This is a genomic window from Curtobacterium sp. MCBA15_013, from assembly GCF_001865095.1.
Classification (GTDB): domain Bacteria; phylum Actinomycetota; class Actinomycetes; order Actinomycetales; family Microbacteriaceae; genus Curtobacterium.
In genome coordinates, this window is sequence record NZ_MJGQ01000004.1 from 252999 (window position 1) to 273371 (window position 20373).

General features: G+C 73.0%; 22 protein-coding genes and 1 tRNA gene. 7 read left to right on the forward strand and 16 right to left on the reverse strand.

Annotation, left to right across the window (positions count from 1 at the left end):
* Positions 1–4: 4 nt before the first annotated feature.
* Positions 5–976, forward strand: a complete 972-nt coding sequence (gene pip / locus BIV01_RS03225; protein WP_071301901.1) for a prolyl aminopeptidase — start codon at positions 5–7, stop codon at positions 974–976.
* Here the strand turns inward: pip and BIV01_RS03230 are convergent.
* The 5 genes from BIV01_RS03230 to BIV01_RS03250 all read right to left on the reverse strand — a co-directional run bounded on the left by BIV01_RS03230 (position 941) and on the right by BIV01_RS03250 (position 5448).
* Positions 941–2527: an alpha/beta hydrolase gene (locus BIV01_RS03230; protein WP_071301902.1), complete on the reverse strand. Its 1587-nt coding sequence runs from the start codon at positions 2525–2527 to the stop codon at positions 941–943. The genes pip and BIV01_RS03230 overlap by 36 nt on opposite strands.
* Entirely contained in the window at positions 2524–3483 is a 960-nt protein-coding gene (locus BIV01_RS03235; protein ID WP_217642530.1) for an amino acid--[acyl-carrier-protein] ligase, read from the reverse strand. The genes BIV01_RS03230 and BIV01_RS03235 overlap by 4 nt, the downstream gene beginning before the upstream one ends.
* On the reverse strand, positions 3480–4673 hold the full coding sequence (locus BIV01_RS03240; RefSeq protein WP_139199191.1) for an acyl-CoA dehydrogenase family protein: 1194 nt from the start codon (positions 4671–4673) through the stop codon (positions 3480–3482). The genes BIV01_RS03235 and BIV01_RS03240 overlap by 4 nt, the downstream gene beginning before the upstream one ends.
* On the reverse strand, positions 4670–4957 hold the full coding sequence (locus BIV01_RS03245) for an acyl carrier protein (RefSeq protein WP_071294843.1): 288 nt from the start codon (positions 4955–4957) through the stop codon (positions 4670–4672). Before BIV01_RS03245 ends, BIV01_RS03240 begins: the two co-directional genes overlap by 4 nt.
* A gap of 113 nt (positions 4958–5070) precedes the next feature.
* Entirely contained in the window at positions 5071–5448 is a 378-nt protein-coding gene (locus tag BIV01_RS03250; protein WP_071301988.1) for a holo-ACP synthase, read from the reverse strand.
* A gap of 103 nt (positions 5449–5551) precedes the next feature.
* On the opposite strand from BIV01_RS03250, the gene BIV01_RS03255 reads away from it, so the two are divergent.
* Genes BIV01_RS03255 through BIV01_RS03265 form a run of 3 tightly spaced genes read left to right on the forward strand, consistent with a single transcriptional unit; the run spans position 5552 to position 8830 of the window.
* Positions 5552–6604, forward strand: coding sequence for a hypothetical protein (locus BIV01_RS03255; protein WP_071301903.1), 1053 nt, complete (start codon positions 5552–5554; stop codon positions 6602–6604).
* Entirely contained in the window at positions 6601–8175 is a 1575-nt protein-coding gene (locus BIV01_RS03260) for a phenylacetate--CoA ligase family protein (RefSeq protein WP_229085320.1), read from the forward strand. The genes BIV01_RS03255 and BIV01_RS03260 overlap by 4 nt, the downstream gene beginning before the upstream one ends.
* Position 8176: 1 nt before the next feature.
* Entirely contained in the window at positions 8177–8830 is a 654-nt protein-coding gene (locus BIV01_RS03265; protein WP_071301904.1) for a hypothetical protein, read from the forward strand.
* A gap of 54 nt (positions 8831–8884) precedes the next feature.
* Here BIV01_RS03265 and BIV01_RS03270 read toward each other — a convergent pair whose 3' ends face one another.
* The 5 genes from BIV01_RS03270 to BIV01_RS03290 form a co-directional block, all read right to left on the reverse strand.
* Positions 8885–9445, reverse strand: coding sequence for a hypothetical protein (locus BIV01_RS03270; protein ID WP_139199192.1), 561 nt, complete (start codon positions 9443–9445; stop codon positions 8885–8887).
* Positions 9442–10422, reverse strand: coding sequence for an aldo/keto reductase (locus BIV01_RS03275; protein ID WP_071301906.1), 981 nt, complete (start codon positions 10420–10422; stop codon positions 9442–9444). Before BIV01_RS03275 ends, BIV01_RS03270 begins: the two co-directional genes overlap by 4 nt.
* Positions 10423–10457: 35 nt before the next feature.
* Positions 10458–10985, reverse strand: a complete 528-nt coding sequence (locus tag BIV01_RS03280) for a hypothetical protein (RefSeq protein WP_071301907.1) — start codon at positions 10983–10985, stop codon at positions 10458–10460.
* Positions 10986–11243: 258 nt separating this feature from the next.
* The gene (locus BIV01_RS03285; protein ID WP_071301908.1) at positions 11244–12110 is read right to left on the reverse strand and encodes a hypothetical protein; all 867 of its coding nucleotides are present in this window, start codon (positions 12108–12110) and stop codon (positions 11244–11246) included.
* The gene (locus BIV01_RS03290) at positions 12110–12754 is read right to left on the reverse strand and encodes a SatD family protein (protein WP_071301909.1); all 645 of its coding nucleotides are present in this window, start codon (positions 12752–12754) and stop codon (positions 12110–12112) included. Before BIV01_RS03290 ends, BIV01_RS03285 begins: the two co-directional genes overlap by 1 nt.
* An 86-nt stretch (positions 12755–12840) precedes the next feature.
* Here BIV01_RS03290 and BIV01_RS03295 point away from each other — a divergent pair.
* Positions 12841–12913 (forward strand) — tRNA-Val (locus BIV01_RS03295).
* On the opposite strand, the gene BIV01_RS20410 is transcribed toward BIV01_RS03295, so the two are convergent.
* The 5 genes from BIV01_RS20410 to BIV01_RS03320 form a co-directional block, all read right to left on the reverse strand.
* Positions 12873–14147, reverse strand: a complete 1275-nt coding sequence (locus BIV01_RS20410; protein ID WP_368073344.1) for a HipA domain-containing protein — start codon at positions 14145–14147, stop codon at positions 12873–12875. The two genes, BIV01_RS03295 and BIV01_RS20410, sit on opposite strands and share 41 nt — an antisense overlap.
* The gene (locus BIV01_RS03305) at positions 14144–14788 is read right to left on the reverse strand and encodes a helix-turn-helix domain-containing protein (RefSeq protein WP_071301910.1); all 645 of its coding nucleotides are present in this window, start codon (positions 14786–14788) and stop codon (positions 14144–14146) included. Before BIV01_RS03305 ends, BIV01_RS20410 begins: the two co-directional genes overlap by 4 nt.
* 159 nt (positions 14789–14947) lie before the next feature.
* Positions 14948–15991 (reverse strand): L-glyceraldehyde 3-phosphate reductase, encoded by a 1044-nt coding sequence (gene mgrA, locus BIV01_RS03310; protein WP_071301990.1) that lies wholly within the window; start codon positions 15989–15991, stop codon positions 14948–14950.
* A 35-nt stretch (positions 15992–16026) separates the two neighbouring features.
* Positions 16027–17334 carry a glutathionylspermidine synthase family protein gene (locus BIV01_RS03315; RefSeq protein WP_071301911.1) on the reverse strand — a complete coding sequence of 436 codons (1308 nt, stop codon included), beginning with the start codon at positions 17332–17334 and terminating at the stop codon, positions 16027–16029.
* Positions 17334–17705: a tRNA-dihydrouridine synthase gene (locus tag BIV01_RS03320; protein WP_254789616.1), complete on the reverse strand. Its 372-nt coding sequence runs from the start codon at positions 17703–17705 to the stop codon at positions 17334–17336. The genes BIV01_RS03315 and BIV01_RS03320 overlap by 1 nt, the downstream gene beginning before the upstream one ends.
* A 112-nt stretch (positions 17706–17817) precedes the next feature.
* On the opposite strand from BIV01_RS03320, the gene BIV01_RS03325 reads away from it, so the two are divergent.
* Positions 17818–18234, forward strand: a complete 417-nt coding sequence (locus BIV01_RS03325; protein WP_071301912.1) for a YkvA family protein — start codon at positions 17818–17820, stop codon at positions 18232–18234.
* A gap of 129 nt (positions 18235–18363) precedes the next feature.
* Here BIV01_RS03325 and BIV01_RS03330 read toward each other — a convergent pair whose 3' ends face one another.
* A complete protein-coding gene (locus BIV01_RS03330; protein ID WP_071301913.1) occupies positions 18364–19059 on the reverse strand; it encodes a TetR/AcrR family transcriptional regulator in 696 nt (231 codons plus the stop codon).
* Positions 19060–19163: 104 nt separating this feature from the next.
* On the opposite strand from BIV01_RS03330, the gene BIV01_RS03335 reads away from it, so the two are divergent.
* Entirely contained in the window at positions 19164–20312 is a 1149-nt protein-coding gene (locus BIV01_RS03335; protein ID WP_071301914.1) for an epoxide hydrolase family protein, read from the forward strand.
* Positions 20313–20373: the final 61 nt, after the last annotated feature.

Genomic DNA, 20373 nt, shown 5'->3' on the forward strand with positions numbered 1-20373 from the left:
GGGGGTGCACCCGCCCATCGACCCCCACGACCACGGCTGGCTCGACCGTCCCGACGGCGCCCGGATCCACTGGGAGGTGTCCGGCAACCCGACCGGCCGCCCGGCGCTGTACCTGCACGGCGGCCCGGGATCCGGTCTCGGCGCCGGGGGCTACCGGCAGCGGTTCGACCCCGAGGTGTACCGGATCATCGGGCTCGACCAGCGCGGGTGCGGGCGGAGCACCCCGTGGGCGATCGACGACCTCGGATCGCTCGACCGCAACACGACGGCGGCCCTGATCGAGGACGGCGAGGCGCTGCGGCGACACCTCAGCGTCGAGCGCTGGCTGCTGCACGGTGTCTCGTGGGGCAGCACCCTCGCGCTCGCCTACGCCCTCGAGCACCCCGAGCGCGTCACCGAGGTCGTGCTCGTCGCGGTGACCACCGGTTCCCGTCGCGAGGTCGACTGGATCACCGAGGGAGTCGGGGCGGTGTTCCCGGAGGCCTGGGCGCGGTTCACCGCCGACGTCCCGGCGGGCGTGCGGCCGGTCGAGCACCACGCCCGACTGCTGCGCTCGTCCGACCCCGCCGTCCGGGACGCCGCAGCCGACAGCTGGGACACGTGGGAGTCGACCCACGTCTCGCTCGACCCGGCGTGGAGCCCGGGGCAGCTGCACACCGATCCCCGGGACCGGCGCAACTTCGCCACGCTGGTCACCCACTACTGGGCGAACGACTGCTTCCTCGGGCCGGACGAGGTCCTCCGGCGCGCCGGCGAGCTCGCCGGGATCCCCGGCGTGCTCGTCCACGGGCGACGGGACGTCAGCGGGCCGGTCATCACGCCGTGGCTGCTGCACCGGGCGTGGCCGGGCAGCCGCCTCGAGGTCGTCGAGGACGAGGGACACGGCGGCCCCACCGAGGTCGCGATCGCGCAGCGCGCCATCGACGGGTTCGCCCGCGGGTCAGGCGTGCACGGGGAACGTCGCCGCGACGCGTGACCGCACCTCGGTGAGCACGGCCTGCCGCATCACCGGGGAGAACAGCGAGTGGTCGCCGTCCGGCACCCGCACGAGTTCCACCCTGCCGGTCCGGCCCCGGGTGCCCCACCGCCGGAGGGCACGCGGACCACCGAGCCGCTCGAACAGCTCGACGTCCACGGGCGACGCGATGAGCACGACGTCGGTGCCGTGCTCGACGAGCGGACGGACGTGTCCGACGACCCCGCCGACCCGGTCGCGACGGGCGACCCGGTCGCGCACCCGCTCGGGTACGACGGCGTTCCACCAGCGACGGAGCACGAGACGCAGCGGCGACGGTTCGTCGATCGCGCGGAGGGCATCGGCGTACGCGCCCACCGCGGCCGGCTGGCGGCGGTAGTCGTTCGGGCTGATCTCGAGGACCATGCGCGGTGCGGCGTCCGCAGAGCGCCCCGCGAGCCACGCGCCGGCACACATGCCGACGAGCACGAGCCGTCGGGAGTCCACGGCCAGGGCGTCGACCACCGCCTGCTGGTCGTCGATCCACTCCTGCGCGAACATCGCGGACCGCTCGTCCTCGTGGACCGCGGAGCTCTCACCGGTGCCGCTGCGGTCGACCCGGACCACCCGGGCACCGTCGCGGGCGAGGGTCCGTGCGAGGGCGACCTGGTAGTCGGACGCGCCGACGTGGTGCTCGGCGGCGCCGTTGTGCAGCACGACGACCGGGGCGTCCTCGTGCTGGCCGGAGGCGACGGTCTCGATGGCGAAGAGCCGTTCCGGGCCCATCCGGACGATGCGCTCCGACGTGCGGGCGTCCACGTCGAGGACCTCGTCGAGTGCCGGCGGCAGGACCGGCAGGGCCACCGTCGGCGCCCACGCGTCCGTCCACGCCACGACGGTGTCGACGGCGGAACCCGGGATCCGGGCGACCATGCTCGTGCCGTCGAGGAGCTCGGCGCTCCCGGTGACCTCGGTCGTCGACACGTCGCCGAGCGCTGCGGGGGCGCTGCTGCCCGGGCGCACGAGGGCGATGGTCGGGCCGGTGCGCGCCCGGTAGGTGAGCGCGCCGAGGGCCGCCGCTTCGGTGGGGTCGACGTCCATGCCGACGAGGCTCTCGACGCCGTCGACCACGCGGTCGGCGCCGATCGTGATCGTCGCCAGTGCTCGCTGCTTCCGGAGCCAGGCGCGGCCGGAGGCGGGCGCGTCCCAGAGGACCAGGCCGTCCGTGTCGGAGGCCGCGGCGGCGGCGATCGGCGCGGCGGAGGCCAGGCCGACGTACGCGATCCGCTCGACCCCGGCACCACGCAGCACCGCTGCGGCGCGACGTGCCGACCGGACCTGCGCGTCGGGATCGCCGTCGGGTGCGGAGTCCCCACGTCCGGACGGGTCGTACCGCACCGAGGCCACGCCACGCGCCTCCAGTCGGTCCGCCAGCAGGCGGAGGGTCCGGTACGCGATGACGCCCTCCTGCCCGAGCGGCGGACAGATCACGACGCCGGCGCGCGCCGCGACGGGGAGCTGCACGGCGACGCGGAGGGCCGGGCGACCCGTCCAGCCGTGGTGGGTGCTCACAGGGCCAGGGCCGCGCGGACCGGAGCCGGCCACGCGTCGGGGTCGGTGCCGTGGGCGGCGAAGAGGGCGATCGTGATGCGCTCCAGGCCGAACGCGACGCAGGCGCTGTGCGCGACCTCGCCGTCGGCCGTGCGGATGCCGAACGAGGTGCCGAAGTGGTCCTCGTGCAGGTTCGCCGAGCCGATCGCGGTCGCCGGGTGCTCCGGGCCGTAGACGGGCGTGACGAACTCGAACTTGAGCGCCTGCTCGACCTGGTTCCGGGCGAGCATCTGCCCGACGCGTCCGAAGAACGGGTCGTTCGCGGGGACGACGTCGATCTCGAGGCCGAACGACTCGAGCAGCGCGCGCATGACCGGGATGCGGTCGTCGCGGTGGTGCTGGGCCGAGGCGGGCGTGCCGATGTGCACGAACTCGTGCATGTGGAACGCCTGCAGCCGCATCGGGTCGAGCGAGGGCTCGCGCCGGAACGAGTCGCCGACGATGTCGAAGGTGCGGCCGTCCTGCGGGACGCGGCCACCGACGAGCCCGTAGACCGGGTGGCAGACCGCCGGGGTCAGCATCAGGTCGGCCGGCTCGAGGAAGCCCTCCCACCGCTCTCCGCGCTCGCGGGCGGCGAGCAGGGCTCGGTGCGTGCGGTCGTCACCGGTGAAGCCGGAGATCGACGCGGCGAGGTCCGGGAAGGACGCGATGTAGTCGGTGCGCTCGAACGCCGCGAGCGGCTCCACGGGCGGGAAGCGCAGCACCTCGGCGTCGAGGTCCTGCTGGCTGGCCACGGCCGCGGTGTCGACCGCTGTGTACACGCGCTCGAACACTCCGGTGCGGCCGTAGAGCCCCGGCGACCCGAGGTCGATGAGCACGCCGTCGGCGAGCAGCCGTGCACGCAGCGCGGCGCGGGCGGCGTCGAGGTCGGACGCGGGTGCGGACTGCGTCGTGGTCGTCGGTTCGGTGATGGTCACAGGATGGCTCCGGTCATGAGTGCCAGTGCGGCGTCGTTCTGCAGGAGACGGTCGTTGCTCACCATCACGGCGGCACCGTGCGCGTCTCGGAGGTGCCGGGCGATGCTGAGCTCCCCGGTGGCGGCGAACCCGGCGATGCCGACGATCCGCAGCGCCTGGGTGACGAGGTCGGTGACCCGCTCGGAGGAGCCGATCTTCAGCGCGTTCGCGGCCAGCGCGTACGCCGTCGACTCGAGCACCTCGGGGTCGTCGGCCACCTGGTCGAACCGGGCCGCGGCGTGCCGGACGGCGTCGGCCATGGTCTGCAGGTCGACCAGGAGCTCGGCGAGCCGAAGTGCTCCCGGAGGGGTCTGCCCGACGGCGGCACGCGCCTGCTTGCGGACGGCCCGACGGGCACGGTCCGCAGCATCCGCCGCGATGCCGAGCCACACCGACGCCCAGAGCACGTGCGACACGGGGAGGACGGTGCGGGCGGAGATCGTCGCGTAGTCGTCGCGGAGGACGCGGTCTTCGTGCGTCTCGGTGTCGAGCAGCCAGCCGTTGCTGCACGTGCCGCGGAGCCCGAGCGTGTCCCAGGTCGAGGTCTGCGTGAGCGTGGTCTCCGCCGGCAGCGCGATGACGAGCCGCTGGTCGGACGCCGGCGCGTCGAGGTCGCGCCGGGCAGTGACGAGGATCGCGTCGGCCTCGGTCGCGTACGAGATGACCGGGGCGTCCTTGCGGAGCCGGATGCGTCCGGCCTGGTCGGGCTCGATCGCGCAGGTGCTCCGACGGGCGTCGCCGCCGATGCCGCGCTCGGTGGTCGACGACGCGACGAGGGCGCCGTCCCGCACGGCCTCGATCATCGCGGTGACGCCGAGGGCCACGCCGCCGTGCCGCCAGAGCGCCATGGCCTGGCCGTGGTGCATCGCGAACACCATCGCCGTCGCGGCGCACGCACGTCCGAGTTCGGTCGCGATGACGGAGAGCTCGGCGAGGGTGGCTCCCTCGCCGCCGTGCTCCACCGGGACCGCCGCGGCGAGGAGACCGTGCTCCTTCATCGCGGCGATCGCCTCGCGCGGGGGACGGGCGTCACGGTCGACCTCGTCGGCGTACCGGGCGGCGATGTCGACCACGAGGGCGGTGCGCTCGGCGAACCGGTCGACGGCGGAGACGGTCGTCCCGGCGCTCGCCGGACGCTCCTCGGTGATCACGCCGCCGTCTCCGCTGCCGTGGCGATGGACTCGATGGTGGCGAAGGTCGACCGGTGCAGCGCGGCGTCGGGGAACTCCACGTCGAGTTCGTTCTCGACCGCGAGCATCACGTTCACGGTGGCGTGCGAGGTCAGCCCGAGGGCGTAGAGGTCGGCGATCGACGCCACGTCCATGGCGTCGACGACGAGCCGTCCGTGGTCGGCGAGGGCTCGCCGGACGGCCAGTTCGGTCGTCGGGGCGACGAGTGCGACGGCGGTCGCTGCGGAGGTCGGGTCCTGGTGCATGCTGGCAACGATAAGGAGGACGGCGGCCCGGAAAGCCGCCGTGCGGGTGCGTGAAACCGCACGCGCCGCGCCGGACCTGAGTGCCCTGACAGGGAGCGACCCAGGGGGCTGCGTCAGCGCTCGGAGAGGGCGACGGCGGTGGCGATCGCCAGTCCCCGTTCGTGGGACAGCGAGACCGCGATCGACGTGCAGCCGACCGCCTCGGCGAGCTCCGCCGCACGACCGGTCAGCTCGACGACGGGGGCGCCGACGGTGTCGAGCACGACGGCGACGTCGGTCAGCGGGACGGCGTCCGAACGCTCCGGCCGGAGCAGTTTCAGCACGGCCTCCTTGCCGGCGAAGCGGGCGGCGAGGCGCTCCGGGTCGTCCCCGGCGTCGGCGCGCTCCTGCCGGGTGAAGACCCGGGCGAGGTAGCGCTCGCCGTGCGCGGTGATCCCGGCGATCACGTCCTCGACCGCGGCGAGGTCGGTGCCGGTCCGGATCGTGGCCATGGGCCGAGCGTACGCGGGCTCGGGGAGCACTGCATTCCCCGGACGGCATGGGCGTCACCGGGCGTTCGTATGATCGACCGCAGAGACCACCGAGGGGGAACCGATGGCATCACCGTGGACGGGCATCATCGAGGACGCGCGGCACTACCCGTCGCCGCACAACTCGCAACCGATCGTCGTGCGGGTCGAGGACGACCGCACCGCGACCGTGTTCTACGACCTGCGCAGGGGGTTGCCGGCCGAGTCGTTCGGCATCCCGTTCGGCCACGTCTGCGCCGGGGTGTTCCTGGCCGGGCTCGACGTGGTCGCCCGGGCGCACGGGTTCACGGTGCAGGAACGGCTGGACCACGCCGAGATGGACTTCGGGCGGCTGGACGCCGGCGCCGGTTCCGGCGCGGCCGACGACCACCTGCACCGACTGGGCACGGTCGCGTTGCGTCCGCGAGCCGCCACGGCGGACGACCGGGAGGCGCTGGCCCGCTTCCTCGCACGGCGCACCTCGCGCAGGCCCTACGACGCGACCCTGGTGGACGAGTCCGCGATCCGGGCTGCGGCCGCAATCGCGTCGGCGGCCGGCCAGCGCTTCCGCACCACCGCCGACCGGGCCACCGTCGACGAGATCGTCCGGGTCAACCAGGAGACCCTGTTCGACGACCTGCAGCACGACGCCGTGCACGACGAGATCCTGCACTGGCTGCGGTTCTCGAAACGGCAGGCGGCGGAGTCCGGTGACGGGCTGTCGGCGGAGACGATGCTCATGCCCGGACCGGTGCTGCGGTTCGCGATGGAGCACCGCGGGCTCTGGGAGGCACCCGGCGTCGGCGGGGTCTTCAAGCGCGTGTACCTGTCGACGATGCGCGGCGTCCGGCAGCTCGGGTGGCTCGAGGGACCGTTCTCGTCGCCGGCGGACTACGTCGAGGCCGGACGCACCTTCATGCGGATCTGGCTCGAGCTCACGGCACGGGGCGTCGCCCTGCACCCGTTCGGCACCGTGATCACGAACCCCCGGTCGCACGCCGCGTTCGTCGAGCGCGCCGGCGTCGACGAGTCCGACGGTCGGATGGCCTGGATGCTCTTCCGCTTCGGCCACAGCGCACCGCCACCGCTGGCGCACCGCCGACCCGCGGCGGCGATGACGATCGGGGGTGCCCGGTGAAGCGCGCGGCGGTGTTCTCGGTGGTCTGGGTCGTCGAGACGGTCGTGGCGCTGTTCATGCCGCGCGTCGGCACGCACAAGCTCCTGCTCACGCCGGGCATCGAGCCGCTCCGCTGGACCCTCGGACGCTGGCGTGCGTGGCGGACGGCCGAGCGGGCTGCGAAGCGGGTGCCCGCGTACGGGGCGTTCCTGGCGGAGGCGGGGCGTGCCTCCCGTCTGGACACCCGCGGCGGCATCGCCGCAGCGATCTCGGGGCTGCCCGAGATGGACAAGGAGTCGTACGTCAAGCGGTGGAGCATCCCCGAGCGCTGCGTCGACGGTCGGCTGCCCCGGCGCGGGGTCGTCGTCGACGAGTCGAGCGGGTCGAGCGGCACGCCGACGAGCTGGGTGCGCGGCCCCGACGAACGGCAGGCGACCCGCCAACTGCTGCAGCTCGGGTTCTCGCGGACCGCGAAGGACCTGCCGAAGCAGCCGTTCGTGCTCAACGCGTTCTCGCTCGGCGCCTGGGCCACCGGCATGAACGTGACGGCGTCGCTCACCGAGTCGTCGATGATCAAGTCGATCGGGCCGGACCGCGACAAGATCGTGCAGACGATGCGCGAGTTCGGCACCGACTTCACGTACATCATCTGCAGCTACCCGCCGTTCCTGAAGGCACTGTTCGAGGACGACCGGCTCGACTGGAGCGAGTACACGATCGTCGCGGCGTTCGGCGGCGAGGGCATCAGCGAGAACATGCGCGCGCACATCGAGCAGTACGCGCAGGCCGTGCTCGGGTCGTACGGGGCGAGCGACCTCGAGATCAACCTCGGCATCGAGACGCCGTTCAGCGTGCAGCTGCGTCGGGCGATCGCGGCGTCGCCGGAGCTCTCCGCCGCACTGACGAAGCAGGCCGAGTACGGCGTGCTGCCGATGGTGTTCCAGTTCAACCCCTTCGGGTACCTCATCGAGACGAACGAGCTCGGGGAGCTCGTCGTGACGATCACCCGGTCCGAGAACATCAGCCCCCGCATCCGGTACAACATCCACGACCGCGGGCACGTGGTGCGGATGCGCTCGCTGCGCCGGACCCTGCGCGAGCACGGCTTCGACGACCTCGCCGACGCCGCCGAGCTCGACCTGCCGCTGCTGTTCCACTACGGGCGGTCCGACCTGTCCGTCGACTACAACGGGGCGGTCGTCGCGCCGGACGTCGTGCGCGACGTGGTCTACGGCGACCCGGCGCTGCTCGAGGCCGTCGAGAACCACCGGCTGATCAGCTACGAGGACGACCGGGGCGACCGGCAGCTGCACATCGCGTTCCAGCTCGCGTCCGGCGCATCGGGGTTCGACGCCGACGGTGCTCGAGGCGCGGTGGTCGCCGAGCTGCGGCGGTTGAACAGGGACTTCTCGAACGCGATCCGGACGGCGCCGCCGGGCACGCTGCCGACCGTGGCGTTCTACCCGTACCGCACCGGACCCTTCCGCGAGGACGGCCGCAAGCTCAAGAACGAGTACGTGTGGCAGCTGCCGGCCGGTTCGGTGGACGAGTGGGACCTCGACCTGGCGTGGACCGCCCCGAAGGAGGCCTGACGTGCCGCGGGACCGTCGGGCGTGGCTGGAGCGGCTGCGGGGCGGCCGGTTCGTCGACCCCGTGCCGCTCCGTGTGGCGAGCCTCGTCGCGGTGGCGGTCGGGACCGCCGCGTGCGTCGCGTTCCACACCGAACCGACGATCAGCGCGATCGCGGCCTCCGTCATCATCACGGGCGTGGTGGTGGTCGTGCCGAACCTGTGGTTCCCGTACGCCGACCGCGCGACGGTGCGGCGGGTGCACGAGGTCGGTGGGCGCCCCGTCCGGCTCTGGTTGCCGGTGCGACGATGGGCATCCGGACAGCGCGCCGTCGGCGTGCCGGCGTCATTGCCGGTGGTGTGGACGGTCGACGACGCGGGCCTGCACGGGTGGGCGCCCGAGGAACCGGAGCCGGTGTCGACCGTGCGGTGGTCGGATGTGACGTCGATCGACGTGGGCGAGTACCGGCCGCCGTGGTACCCGACGTTCACGATGTCGTGCCTTCGCCTCGAGACCGTCCACGGGCCGGTCCGACTGCGTGCTCGGTACGGCCTCGGGAGCGTCGGCGGCGGCTCGGACCGGCACGACCGCGAGCTGGTTCGCGCGCTCCGGGCCGTGCACCCTCCGGAGCCGCGACCGGTCCCGCGGGGGAGCGCGCTCGGTCTGCCGGGCGACTGAGGGCGCGGGGCGGCGTCGCCTGACGCGGCGTCGCCGGGCGTGTCGCGGTGCGGGTCAGCGGTACTGCGGCGGCCAGTCGAAGGGTGGCGGCAGGTGCGGGACCTCGCCGATCGTCGTGACGTCGAGCACGACCTCGCGGCGGTTCGTCAGCGCGATGGAGCGCGGGTCGCCGATGAACCTGCGGCCGTCGACCCACACCGTCAGCTCGCCACGGAGCCCGCCGACGTGCGCGGGGCCGAGCGAGACGCCCCACTCGTCGAAGAACTGCCCGAGCGTGAAGGTCTGCCGGGTGGGGGACTCGACGTGCAGGATGCCCGAGGTGTCGTGCGTGTGCAGCTGCGCGGCGAACCGTCGGGTGTCCGAGTGCCCGACGTTCGCCGGCACCGTCACGGGGACGTCGCCGTCGAGGATCGTCAGGTGGGTGTGGACGTGCTCGGCGAGTCGCTCGCCCCAGACGTTGCGCAGTCCGGCGTCGTCCGCGTGCTCGGCGAGGGCCGTCGGCGCGGGCCACGGGGGAGCGGACCGCGAGGTGCCGTCCGCCGGTGCCGTCCCGCCCGCGATGAGCGCCAGGACCGTGAGGGCCGCGAGCGCTGCGCCGACGGCCGACGGCTTCACCACCGGTCGTGCACGGCGGCGCGGAACCACTCGTCGTACAGCTCGCGGACGGTCTCGTCGAGGCCCGGCACCTCGGGCAGCGAGCCCGCACCGGCGTTCGACCGGGCCTGCTCCGGGTTGCGTGCGCCCGGGATCGCCGCGGTCACGCCGTCCTGGGCGATGATCCACGCGAGCGCCGCCTGCGGGACCGAGACACCATCGGGCAGCGATGCCGCGAAGGCCTGGGCAGCGCGCACCCCGTCCTCGAAGTCGACGCCGCTGAAGGTCTCGCCCTGGTCGAACGCCTCGCCGTGGCGGTTGTAGTTGCGGTGGTCGCCCTCGGCGAAGGACGTGTCCGCCGTGTACTTGCCGGACAGCAACCCCGATGCCAGCGGGACGCGCGCGAGGATGCCGACCCGCGCCTCCTGGGCCGCCGGCAGCACACGGTCGAGCGGCTTGAGACGGAACGCGTTGAGGATGATCTGGACGCTGGCGACGCCGGGGCGGGCGATCGCGGTGAGGGCCTGGTCGGCGGTCTCGACGCTGACGCCGTAGGCGGCGACCGAGCCGTCGGCGACGAGCGCGTCGAGGGCGTCGTACACGGCGTCGTCGGCGACGACCTCGGTCGGCGGGCAGTGCAGCTGGACGAGGTCGAGGGTGTCCTGCCGCAGGTTCCGGCGCGAGCGGTCGACCCACTCGCGGAAGTTCGCGGCGACGTAGTTGGACGGGACCTGGTCGGCCCGACGGCCCATCTTCGTCGTGATCGTCAGCGGGACGTCGGGGTTGGCCGCCCGCCACGCGCCGATCAGCTGCTCGCTCCGGCCGTCGCCGTAGACGTCGGCGGTGTCGAACAGCGTGACGCCGGACTCGACGGACGCGTCCATCACGGCGTTCGCGTCGGCGTCGGAGACCGGGCCCCAGTCACCGCCGAACTGCCAGGTGCCGAGGCCGACGACGGACACGGGGCGGCCGGTACGGCCGAGGGTGCGACTCTGCATGACGGCGAGCGTACTCAGGACGGTGCCGGGCGGGATCAGGTGGGGGTGGCGACGCCGCGGCCGAGCAGCCGTTTGGCGGCCCGGGCGCGGGGGATCACCCAGAGTGCGCTCCACAGGCCGAGGCCGATCCAGAGCAGGATCAGCATCGTCGTGATGACCGGCCCGTGCTGGTCCCGCATCGACCAGGTCATCAGGATCCAGATCGTCGAGAGGACGATCTTGCCCCAGCCGGCGACCTCGCGCTCGGCCTGGGCCTGCACGAGGGGGATCCACTCGGCGGCCGGCACGGTCGGGGGCACCTCGCCGTCGAGCACCCAGTTGCGGACGACGACGCTCCGGTCGTACCCGCCCTCGGCGCGCCAGGAGCGGAGCTGCAGGACGACGGCGATGGCGATGCCCACCGCTGCCGCCGGGACGCCGAGGCCGACGAGGAGCGCCGGGGTCGGTTCCGTCCACGACGACGCCACGAGGACGACGAGCACGACGGCGAAGGCGGCACCGGTCGCACCGGCACCGAGCAGCCGCAGGCGGCCGGCCTCGTCGAGGACTCCGACTCCGTTCACGCAGACGACGCTACCCGGCGACGACCGGGATCTCCCGGGGCGGTCCCTGTGCATCGACCCGTGGCGTCGGCGGGGCGCTGGCGGCGGCGCGCTGGCGGCGTCAAACCACGGATCCGACATCGAACCGGGACCAGGCGGTTGTTCGATGTCGGATTCGTGGTTCGACGGGGAGCGCGGTGCCCGGGGACGCGGGTCACGGGTCGCGCGGGACGCGCCCGGGGACGCGGGTCGCGCGGGACGCGGGACGCGGCGCGAGCCTCAGCCCTGTGCGAGCAACCAGCACATGCCGGCCGCGGCGAACGCCATCGCCCAGCTCACCAGGCTGCCGATGAGGAAGTACTCGGCCTGGTACCCGGTCGTCTCGCGGCGGATCTCCGGGAAACGGACGATGCCCTTGGCCGCGATCAGTGCCGCGATCACGGGGAAGGCCCCGACCAGCGAGAACCCGGCGAGCAGCAGGCGCTCGATCGGGCCGATCATGCGCCCGCCCTGCAGCAGGACCGTGCCCGCGCCGGCGTCGTCGTCGCCCGCGGGCTGGGCGTCGCGGGGATCCCGTCGGGGTCGTCGAGCGAACAGCCGTCGACCTCGGCCGTCCTCGACCGCACGCCCGACGGTGTCGGGGGAGAGCCCCGGCGGGAGGGCCTGGGCGACGACGACGTTGGCCGAGTCGACCAGGAACAGCGCTGCTCCGACGCCGCCGACGATCGCGGCGAGCGGGACGGCGGCGACGAACGCCGGCGCGGAACCACGCTGCCACTCGACGACGAAGCCCGACGGATCGACGGACGGGACCGTCAGCAGCAGCACCGCGAGCGCGACCGCCAGCAGGACCGACGGCCACGAGCCCGAACGGCGCCACCAGACCCGTCGCGGCGTCGTCGAGGGTCGGGCGTCGGTCGGCCGCACCGGCGTCGTCGTGGCGATCCACAGGGCGGCGAGCACGATCGCGGTGGCCACCGCCCCGACGGGGAGGCCGAGGCCCGGCACGGCGACGACGGCCACCCCGATCCACAGCAGCAGGACCACGATCACGGTCAGGACGCGGCGTGGTGCGGCGTCGGTGCCGGTCCGGGTGCGCACGACGTCGGCCGTCCCGATGATGGCGAGGAGGACCCCGGCGAGCATCAGCGGCCCCCGTCCCCGAGGACCCGCAGGCCCTCGACCAGTGCGGCGACGCCCGACTTCTGCACGGACTGGGAGACCGCCGACGGGGTGATGCCCTCGTCAGCAGCGATCTGCGCCTGGGTCCGGCCCTGCACCAGCCCGAGGGCGATCCGCCGTGCACGAGGGGTCAGGCGCGCGACGATGTGGTCACGGCTCAGGAAGTAGGCGTTCACGAGTCGCTCCGTCGGTCCGTGGCGGTCCTCGGCGTCGTGGTACCAGGCCCGGAGGAACGCGGTCCGGCCGTCCTCGCGCCGGTGTGTCTCGTTGATGGCGTCGCGTGCGGACCACCACCCGGGCCCGTCCTGCAGGGGACCGACCGCACCCGCGCCGATCGTCCGCACCGTGCCGCGCCCGATCCCGAACCGGATCTGCACGGTCGGCGGGAGGGCGAGGATCGCGGCCGTGGTCGCGACGAGCGCGTCGGTCAGCGTGGCGTAGATCACCTGGAACTCGTCGCCGACGGTGGCGCGCAGCGGATCGACCGCCTCGACCGCTGGGGTACCGTCGAAGGCGCGCTCGACGTCGCGCTGGGCCGCTGCGCGGTCGTCGAGGGTGCGGGAGTCGACGAGGTCGACGATCACCGCGATCACGGGGTCGGAGTGCACGTGTTAAGGATACGACTTCACATCGCCGAAAGTAAGCCTGTGGCTGAACATCGGGCCGGGTGTCCGACGCCGTAGACTCGACGTGAGGGCCTTTAGCTCAGCTGGTAGAGCGCCACGTTTACACCGTGGATGTCGTCGGTTCGATCCCGGCAGGGCCCACCGTTCCCGGCGTGGTGCGCGTCGCACGCGGACCCGCGATCTTCGCCGTCTGCTCGGCGACGAGTCCGCGCATCCGAGTGGCCTGGTCGTCGTCGAGGTCGTTCCAGGCGGTGTCGATCCGGTCGGCGACGTCGTCGTACACCCGTTGTACCTCGACGCGGGCGCGGTCGACGTCCAGGCCGGACTGATCGGCGAGCTTCGACCAGTGGTCGAGTGTCAGCTCCTGCGTGTACTGCGCGCCACCGATGCGCATCGCGAGCTGCTCGTCGTACCCGGGCCAGAGGCGCGTGGGCAGGGCGTCGTAGAGCGGCGCGAGTTCCACCCCCGCCGGTCGGAGCAGGACCGAGTAGTTCTTCGCGTGCGCGTCAGCGTTGCCGATCGCGGCGTTGAACGCGGCCTGCCGGAGGAAGTCGTGCGCGGCCGTGCCCGACGCATCGTGCTGCAGCAGGAGCTGGAGGATCGGCTTCGCTCCGATGCGGTACTTGTCGGCACCGGACCTGCCGAGTGCCTGTGCGAGGTCCTCCATGTGGAGTCGCGCGGCGAAGCCGGACGGTTGCAGTGCCCGGTCGAAGCGCTCAACGAGGTACGCCTGCTCGCCGACCACGTCGAGCACGTCGGCTCGCGGGGCGACGATGCCGATGTCCGCTGCCAGGCGCTCGGCCGCGACCTCTGCCTGCTCGGCTCCCCGGTTGGCGGAGAACGCCGGCTTGATGATGTGCGTCGACGGGACCGACGCGTTCGGCCAGAACCAGGTACCGGCGACGTTCGCGAGCGCGAACTTCGGCTGCGTACCGGCGAGAGAGAACCGGGCCGGGTCGCTCCGCTCCCACCAGCGATCCGGATCGTCGTGCAGGCTGCTGATCCGGAACGCGATCGCGTCGTCGTCGGCCAGCAGCAGCGCGGTGGCCGCCGGCTGCGGCAACTCCGGTGCGGGGAGGAGCACCAGCCCGCCGGCGACGTCGCCGCCGACCTCTTCGAGGAGGTCGAACGTGCTCGTCGAGCGGGCTCCGGTGACGCGGCGCATCCAGTCGCGGGCTTCGGGCCGATCGGGCAGGAGGTTGTCGAGGAACCGGCCCGGTGCCCGGTCGGAGATCCTGCCGTCCCGGGGCAGGGACAGCGACACGGGTGTGTCCGGGGCGGCATCGTCGTAGCGGAGCGTGATCCGGCCGCTCCCGTCGACGGCGAACTCGCCGACGTAGCGCCCTTCGAGCCAGGCGTGCAGCACCCGGTTCACGCGGAGTCCCGGACGGCTCCGGTGGGCAACGCCAGGGGGCGCACGTCGAGCGCGTTCATGACCCGGAGGACGGTGAGCATGGTGTCGACCGGTCGTCCGGCCTCGACGGCGGCGACGTCACCGGGTGTCGTGCCGGCACGGTCGGCCAGTTGTGCGCGGCTGAGGCCGTGGATCGCCCGTTCGTCGGCGACGACCCGCGCCAGGCGCTCGGGCGAGTTGAGGTACCGCCGCTGTGGTCGAGCGAGACGCTCGGCGACGACGTCGTCCTGGTGTTCCAGTGCGGCCCGGACCAGGAGTTCTCCGAGCGTGAAGCCCGTCGGGAGGTCCGCTCCGCGGAACCACGCACGGATGAGCGCTGCCGGTCGGTCGGAGGCGCGGAGCCGGCCGAGGTACGCGGCGATGCGTCGGCGGTCGGACCCGGTCACCTCACGGACGGTCTGGTCGCTCAGTGCACGGAGGAACAGGCGCCGCGTGCGCTCGCTCATCGGTCGGGTGCTGACGGCCGGCGTCGTGGCGACGCCCTCGTCGAGGACCCACGCGCGTCCGACCCGTCGTGCCGGGAGACGGCCCTGCTGCGCGAGCGCGCGAGCGCGGCGCGGCGAGATGCCGTGCTGCGCCGCGTACTCGGAGATGGTGGTCACGGGTGCGAATCTACGCCGTGCGGAACAGGAAGTGCAATCGATGACGCATGCCGATCCCGGCAGGGCCCACCGAGCTGCAGACGCGACCGCCTGCGGGACGGGAGGCGCGGCGCGGCCCCGCACCGCGCCTCCCGTCCGCCACCTGGTGACGGTTCCCGCTCAGGAGACCTGACCGGCGCGCGCGCCGGCCCACAGGTCGACGTCCGCGATCCCGACGGAGTGCTCGTCGATGGTGCGGAGCTCCTCGTCGGTGAACGACGTGTTCGCCAGGGCGGCGACGTTGTCCTCGACCTGGGACACGCGCGAGGCGCCGATGACGAGCGACGTCACCCGCTCGTCGCGGAGCGCCCAGGCCAGCGCGAGCTGCGCGAGGGATTGGCCACGTGCGGCGGCGACGTCGTTCAGGGCACGGAGGTGGGCGACAACCTCCGGTGTGATGCTCGACGCGTCGAGGGACTTGCCGGCGGCGGCGCGGGAGTCCTCCGGGACGCCGTCGAGGTACTTGCCGGTCAGGAGCCCCTGGGCGAGCGCGGTGAAGCCGATGACGCCGAAGCCGAGTTCGCTCGCGGCGTCGAGCAGCCCCTCGGTCTCGATCCAGCGGTTCAGCATCGAGTACGAGGGCTGGTGGATGAGCAGGGGCGTGCCGAGGTCGCGCAGGATCGCAGCGGCCTGGCGGCTGCGCTCGGCGTCGTACGACGAGATGCCCACGTAGAGCGCCTTGCCCTGCTGGACCGCGGTGTGCAGGGCACCCATCGTCTCCTCGAGCGGGGTGGACGCGTCGAGGCGGTGCGAGTAGAAGACGTCCACGTAGTCGAGACCCGTGCGCTGCAGCGACTGGTCGAGGGAGGCGAGGACGTACTTGCGGGAGCCGCCGCCCTGGCCGTAGGGACCGGGCCACATGTCCCAGCCGGCCTTCGTCGACACGATCATCTCGTCGCGGTACGGCCGGAAGTCCTCACGCATGAGGCGCCCGAAGTTGACCTCGGCGGCACCGTAGGGCGGCCCGTAGTTGTTGGCGAGGTCGTGGTGGGTGATGCCGAGGTCGAAGGCGCGGCGGCTCACGGCACGCTGCGTCTCGAAGGCGACGTCGTCGCCGAAGTTGTGCCAGTAGCCGAGCGAGAGCAGCGGCAGGTCGAGGCCGGAGTTCCCGGTACGGCGGTAGGGCATCGTGTCGTAGCGGTCGCTGCTGGCGGTGTAGGTCATGCCGTCCATCGTGGCAGGACGCGCGGCCCCGTCGTTCAGGACGCGGTGATCACGTTCGGCGCGAAGCGGCACCAGTAGTCGGTGATGGGGCCGTCGGACTCGCGGATGCCGACGCCGAACGACTCGCCGTCCACCACCCAGGAGCCGAGGACCGGGTGGTTGTGGCCGCGTGACCCGGGGAAGTCCGGCAGCTCGTGGTACTGCTGCCACACCCGTTCGCCGCCGGTGCCGGCGCGGCGGTACTCCGAGCCGTTCGTCGTCACCGAGCCGTCCGCGCGGTGCACGGCGATGCCGTCGCCCTCGCGCCCGAACACCGGCTTCACGACGAAGTCCGTCATGCCGTTCGGGCCGTCGGCGAACGCCGGCAGCAGGTTCTCGTGGCCAGGGAACAGCCGCCAGAGCGCGACCAGCAGCAGCTTGTTCGACAGGAACATCTTCCACGCGGGCTCGTACCACCGGCCGAGGCGGCCGCGGTCACTGACGAGGAACGCGCCGAACTCCTGGTCGCCCTCGGCGCGGTCGTCGCCGGAGACGAGGTCCTCCCACGGGTAGAGCTTGAACAGGTTCCGGATGACCGGGTACTGCGTGCCGTCCTCGTCGCCGGGCAGCGTGAAGACGCTCCGCGACGAGCCGACGGGCTCGGCGTTGCCCACGAACTGCCGGGCGACCGCGTGCCACCCGATGTCCTTCATCTCGATGCCGGTGTGCTCCCACCCGGCCTCGCCGGCGAGGTCCCGCATGTACGCGACGGTGTTCCAGTCCTCGCCGGCGGTGTCGAGGTCGGAGTGGGCGACGAAGAGCCGGCCGCCCTCCTCGGCGCGGAGCGATGCGTGGAGCAGGGTGCGCCAGCGGGCGACCATCGCCTCGTGGATGCCGTTCCACTGGTCGGTGTCGGCGGGGAGCGTCCCGTCGGCGATGCGGTCCTGCAGCCAGTGCCACTGCGTCACCGAGGCCTCGATGAGCCCGGTGGGGGTGTCGCCGTTGTACTCGAGCATCTTCGCGGGGCAGCCGTCGCCCGCGTACGCGAGGTCGAAGCGGGCGTACACGTCCGGTTCGCCCTGCTCGAGCGACCACGCTGCGAGGTCGAAGCCCTCGCGGGTGAGCCCGAGGGTGCCGAGTTCGCCGGAGGCGAGGTACCGGGCGGCCTCGAGGCACATGCGGTGCAGCTCCTCGGTCTGCCGTTCGAGCGCCTCGACCTCGGGCAGCGTGAACACGTACGCCGCGCCGTCGTTCCAGTACTCGACCGCGGTGCCGTCCTCGCGCACCGAGCGTGAGTAGATGAGGCCGGTCTGCTGGATCCGTCGCTGCCAGTCCGGGCGCTCGGTGAACTCGACGCGCTCCATCAGCCGCCGAACCCGCCGTGCTCGCCGGACCCGCCGAAGCCGCCCTTCGTCACCGAGCTGCCGCGGGACGAGATGCCCGACTCCGCGGTCTTGCCCGACGGGAGGCTGGCGGTGCCGCCCGACACGGCGTCGCCGACGGCGGGGACCTTCGTCGCGCGGCTGCCGCTGAGCGGGAGGTAGTACCAGCCGGCGTGCCCGCCGTGGTTGTTGCAGTCGTCGTCCGGCAGGCGCTTCTGCGTCGAGTTGTCGCGGCAGATCTTCGCGTAGTCGCTGTCGACCCCGGACCCCTCCCCGCAGCCGGTCAACGACGCGGCGAGGGCTGCGACGACCCCGATCGAGACGACACGGGACGCGCGACGACGAACACTCACGAACGGGAACAGTACCGGGGCGGGCGGCACCGTTCCGGCTCGACACCGCCTTCGCAGCGCGACCTGTCCGTTCGCTCAGCTCCCGCGACACCGTGTCCGCCATGCTCGGGGCATGGAGTGGTGGTCGGTCGTCGTCGCGATCGTGGGCGGGTTCGTGATCGTGTGGGGCGTCGTGGTGATCGCCCTGGTGGTCGCCGCGCGTCGATCTGGTGACGGCCTCCGGCTGGTCGAGGCGCTCCGGCTCGTCCCCGACGTCGTGCGGCTGGTCCGGCGGCTCGTCGCCGACCCGACGGTGCCGCGGGGTGTGCGCATCGCCCTGGTCGCACTCCTCGGGTACCTGCTCCTGCCGATCGACCTCGTGCCGGACTTCGTGCCGGTCATCGGGTACCTCGACGACGCGATCGTCGTCGCGCTCGTGCTCCGGTTCGTCACGCGGCGGGCGGGTGCGGCGGCGGTGGACCGGCACTGGCCGGGCACGCCGGAAGGGTTGCGTGCCGTGCGCGCCGCGGTGGGGCTGTCGGGGTCGTGACCAGGCCGAGACCCGGCCGGGAACGGGCCCGGGGCCCGGGGCGTGCGCGTGGGAACGCGCGCTGGCGTGGGCGTGGGCGTGGGCGTGGTCCTTCGCGCAGCGCGCGCGACGGTGGTCCGATCGACCCCGTCAGTCCGACGCGGGAGCGAGTTCCTGCGCCTGTGCTGCCGGGACGCCGAGGACGAGGAGGCTGGTGGTGACCGCGGCCCGCAGATCGAGTGCATCGGCGGCACCCGCTGCATCGGCGGCACCCGCTGCACCGCCGGCATCCGCTGCACCGCCGGCATCCGCTCCGTCGCCGGCATCCGGCGCGTCCGGTGCCGTCGGGCGGCTGTCGTCGGCGATGGCGAAGACGGTCGCGGAGGCGATCTGCCCCAGGGCGATCGCCGGGAGGTGCCGCCCGAAGACCCCGTCGTCCTGACCCCGCTGGACGAGCACGGCGAGACGCCGGTCCACCGCCCCGAGCAGGGCGTGGATCTCGTCGCCCTGCTGCCCGCGACGGAGCGCCAACAGCACCCGGTACCGGTGAGCGAGCGGCCAGAGGTCGGTGACGAACTGCGCCCACGCGGCGTCGGCGGGCGATCCGTCGACGTCGGCGCGCTCGAGGATGGTGCCGATCTCCGCTCCCGCTCGCTCGGCCAGCGTGCGGACGAGGTCGGTGCGGGCAGGGAAGTGCCCGTAGACGGTGCGGCGGACCACTCCGGCGGCCTGTGCGATCTCGCCCATACCGGCATCCGGTCGCCGGCCGAGGAGTTCGCGGGCGACGTCGAGGATCCGGTTCCGTGTCTCGTCCATCGCGAGGTCGCGTGCGGATCCGGAAGCCATGCACCGATCATTGCACACTGCTGTGCAATGGGTTACGGTTCCGGTGTTCGTTGCACAACCGTGTGCAACGAACTGCCGCACACCCATCGTGAGGACCGCAGACCATGACCGCATCCACCGCCGTCCGCCCGTTCCGCGTCGACGTCCCGCAGGCGGACGTGGACGACCTCCGCGCCCGTCTGGCCAGGACCCGGTGGCCCGACCCGGAGACCGTGCCGGACTGGTCGCAGGGCGTCCGGTCGGAGAACCTGCGGGCCCTCGTGCACCACTGGCTGCACGACCACGATCCCGTGCGGTTCCAGGAGCGGCTGAACCGGTCCCCGCAGTTCCGTACCGAGATCGACGGACTCGACATCCACTTCCTGCACGTCCGGTCCGCCGAACCCGGAGCGATGCCGCTCCTCCTCAGCCACGGCTGGCCGGGCTCGGTCCTGGACTTCGTCGACCTCATCGGTCCGCTGACCGACCCGGCCGCGCACGGTGGTGACCCTGCGGACGCCTTCGACGTGGTCGTGCCGTCGCTGCCCGGGTTCGGGTTCTCCGGCAAGCCGACGACCACGGGGTGGGACGCCGATCGCACGGCCACGGCGTGGGCCGAGCTGATGCGGCGACTCGGGTACACCCGGTGGGTGGCACACGGCGGGGACTGGGGATCCGTGGTGACGACCGCACTCGCGGCGGCGCGCCCGGAGGGGCTGGCGGGCATCCACCTGAACACCCCGTACGCCGTCCCCGACACGATCCCGGACGAGCGCACGCCCGAGGAGCAGCATGCGGTCGACTCCCTCGCGCGCTACGCGGGACCGCTCGGCGGGTCGAACCACCTGCAGGGCACGAAGCCGCAGACACCGGGGTTCGCCCTCGCGGACTCGCCGGTGGGGCAAGCAGCGTGGATCTACGAGAAGTTCCAGTCGAAGACGGACAACAAGGGCCTCGCCGAGCAGGCCATCGACGTCGACGACATCCTCGACACGATATCGCTGTACTGGTTCACGAACTCCGCCGCGTCCTCCGCCCGGATCTACTGGGAGAACCGCCGCGCCACGATGGCGGGCCCGGTGCTGCACCTCCCCGTCGCCGTGACGGTGTTCCCGCGGGACATCCCGCTCCTGCCGCGCACGTGGATCGAGGCCGCCTACCCGGACCTCGTCCACTACGGCGAGGCACCGCGCGGGGGGCACTTCGCGGCACTCGAGCAGCCCGTGGTCCTCGTCGACGAGCTCCGCAGCGGCTTGCGCGGGCTGCGTCGCTGAGGACGGATCGGCCCCGACCGGGTCGGATCAGACGGTCCGGCGCGTCGCGACCGCGGCCCCC

Coding starts and splice junctions, on each gene's coding strand:
- mgrA (WP_071301990.1), bottom strand. CDS start 15,991: ATGACCTACACCGCCAGCAGCGACCGCTACGACACGATGCCCTACCGC.
- BIV01_RS03285 (WP_071301908.1), bottom strand. CDS start 12,110: ATGCTCGCCGGGGTCCTCCTCGCCATCATCGGGACGGCCGACGTCGTG.
- BIV01_RS03245 (WP_071294843.1), bottom strand. CDS start 4,957: ATGCACCAGGACCCGACCTCCGCAGCGACCGCCGTCGCACTCGTCGCC.
- BIV01_RS03315 (WP_071301911.1), bottom strand. CDS start 17,334: ATGGAGCGCGTCGAGTTCACCGAGCGCCCGGACTGGCAGCGACGGATC.
- BIV01_RS03325 (WP_071301912.1), top strand. CDS start 17,818: ATGGAGTGGTGGTCGGTCGTCGTCGCGATCGTGGGCGGGTTCGTGATC.
- BIV01_RS03275 (WP_071301906.1), bottom strand. CDS start 10,422: ATGCAGAGTCGCACCCTCGGCCGTACCGGCCGCCCCGTGTCCGTCGTC.
- BIV01_RS03335 (WP_071301914.1), top strand. CDS start 19,164: ATGACCGCATCCACCGCCGTCCGCCCGTTCCGCGTCGACGTCCCGCAG.
- BIV01_RS03330 (WP_071301913.1), bottom strand. CDS start 19,059: ATGGCTTCCGGATCCGCACGCGACCTCGCGATGGACGAGACACGGAAC.
- BIV01_RS03250 (WP_071301988.1), bottom strand. CDS start 5,448: ATGGCCACGATCCGGACCGGCACCGACCTCGCCGCGGTCGAGGACGTG.
- BIV01_RS03255 (WP_071301903.1), top strand. CDS start 5,552: ATGGCATCACCGTGGACGGGCATCATCGAGGACGCGCGGCACTACCCG.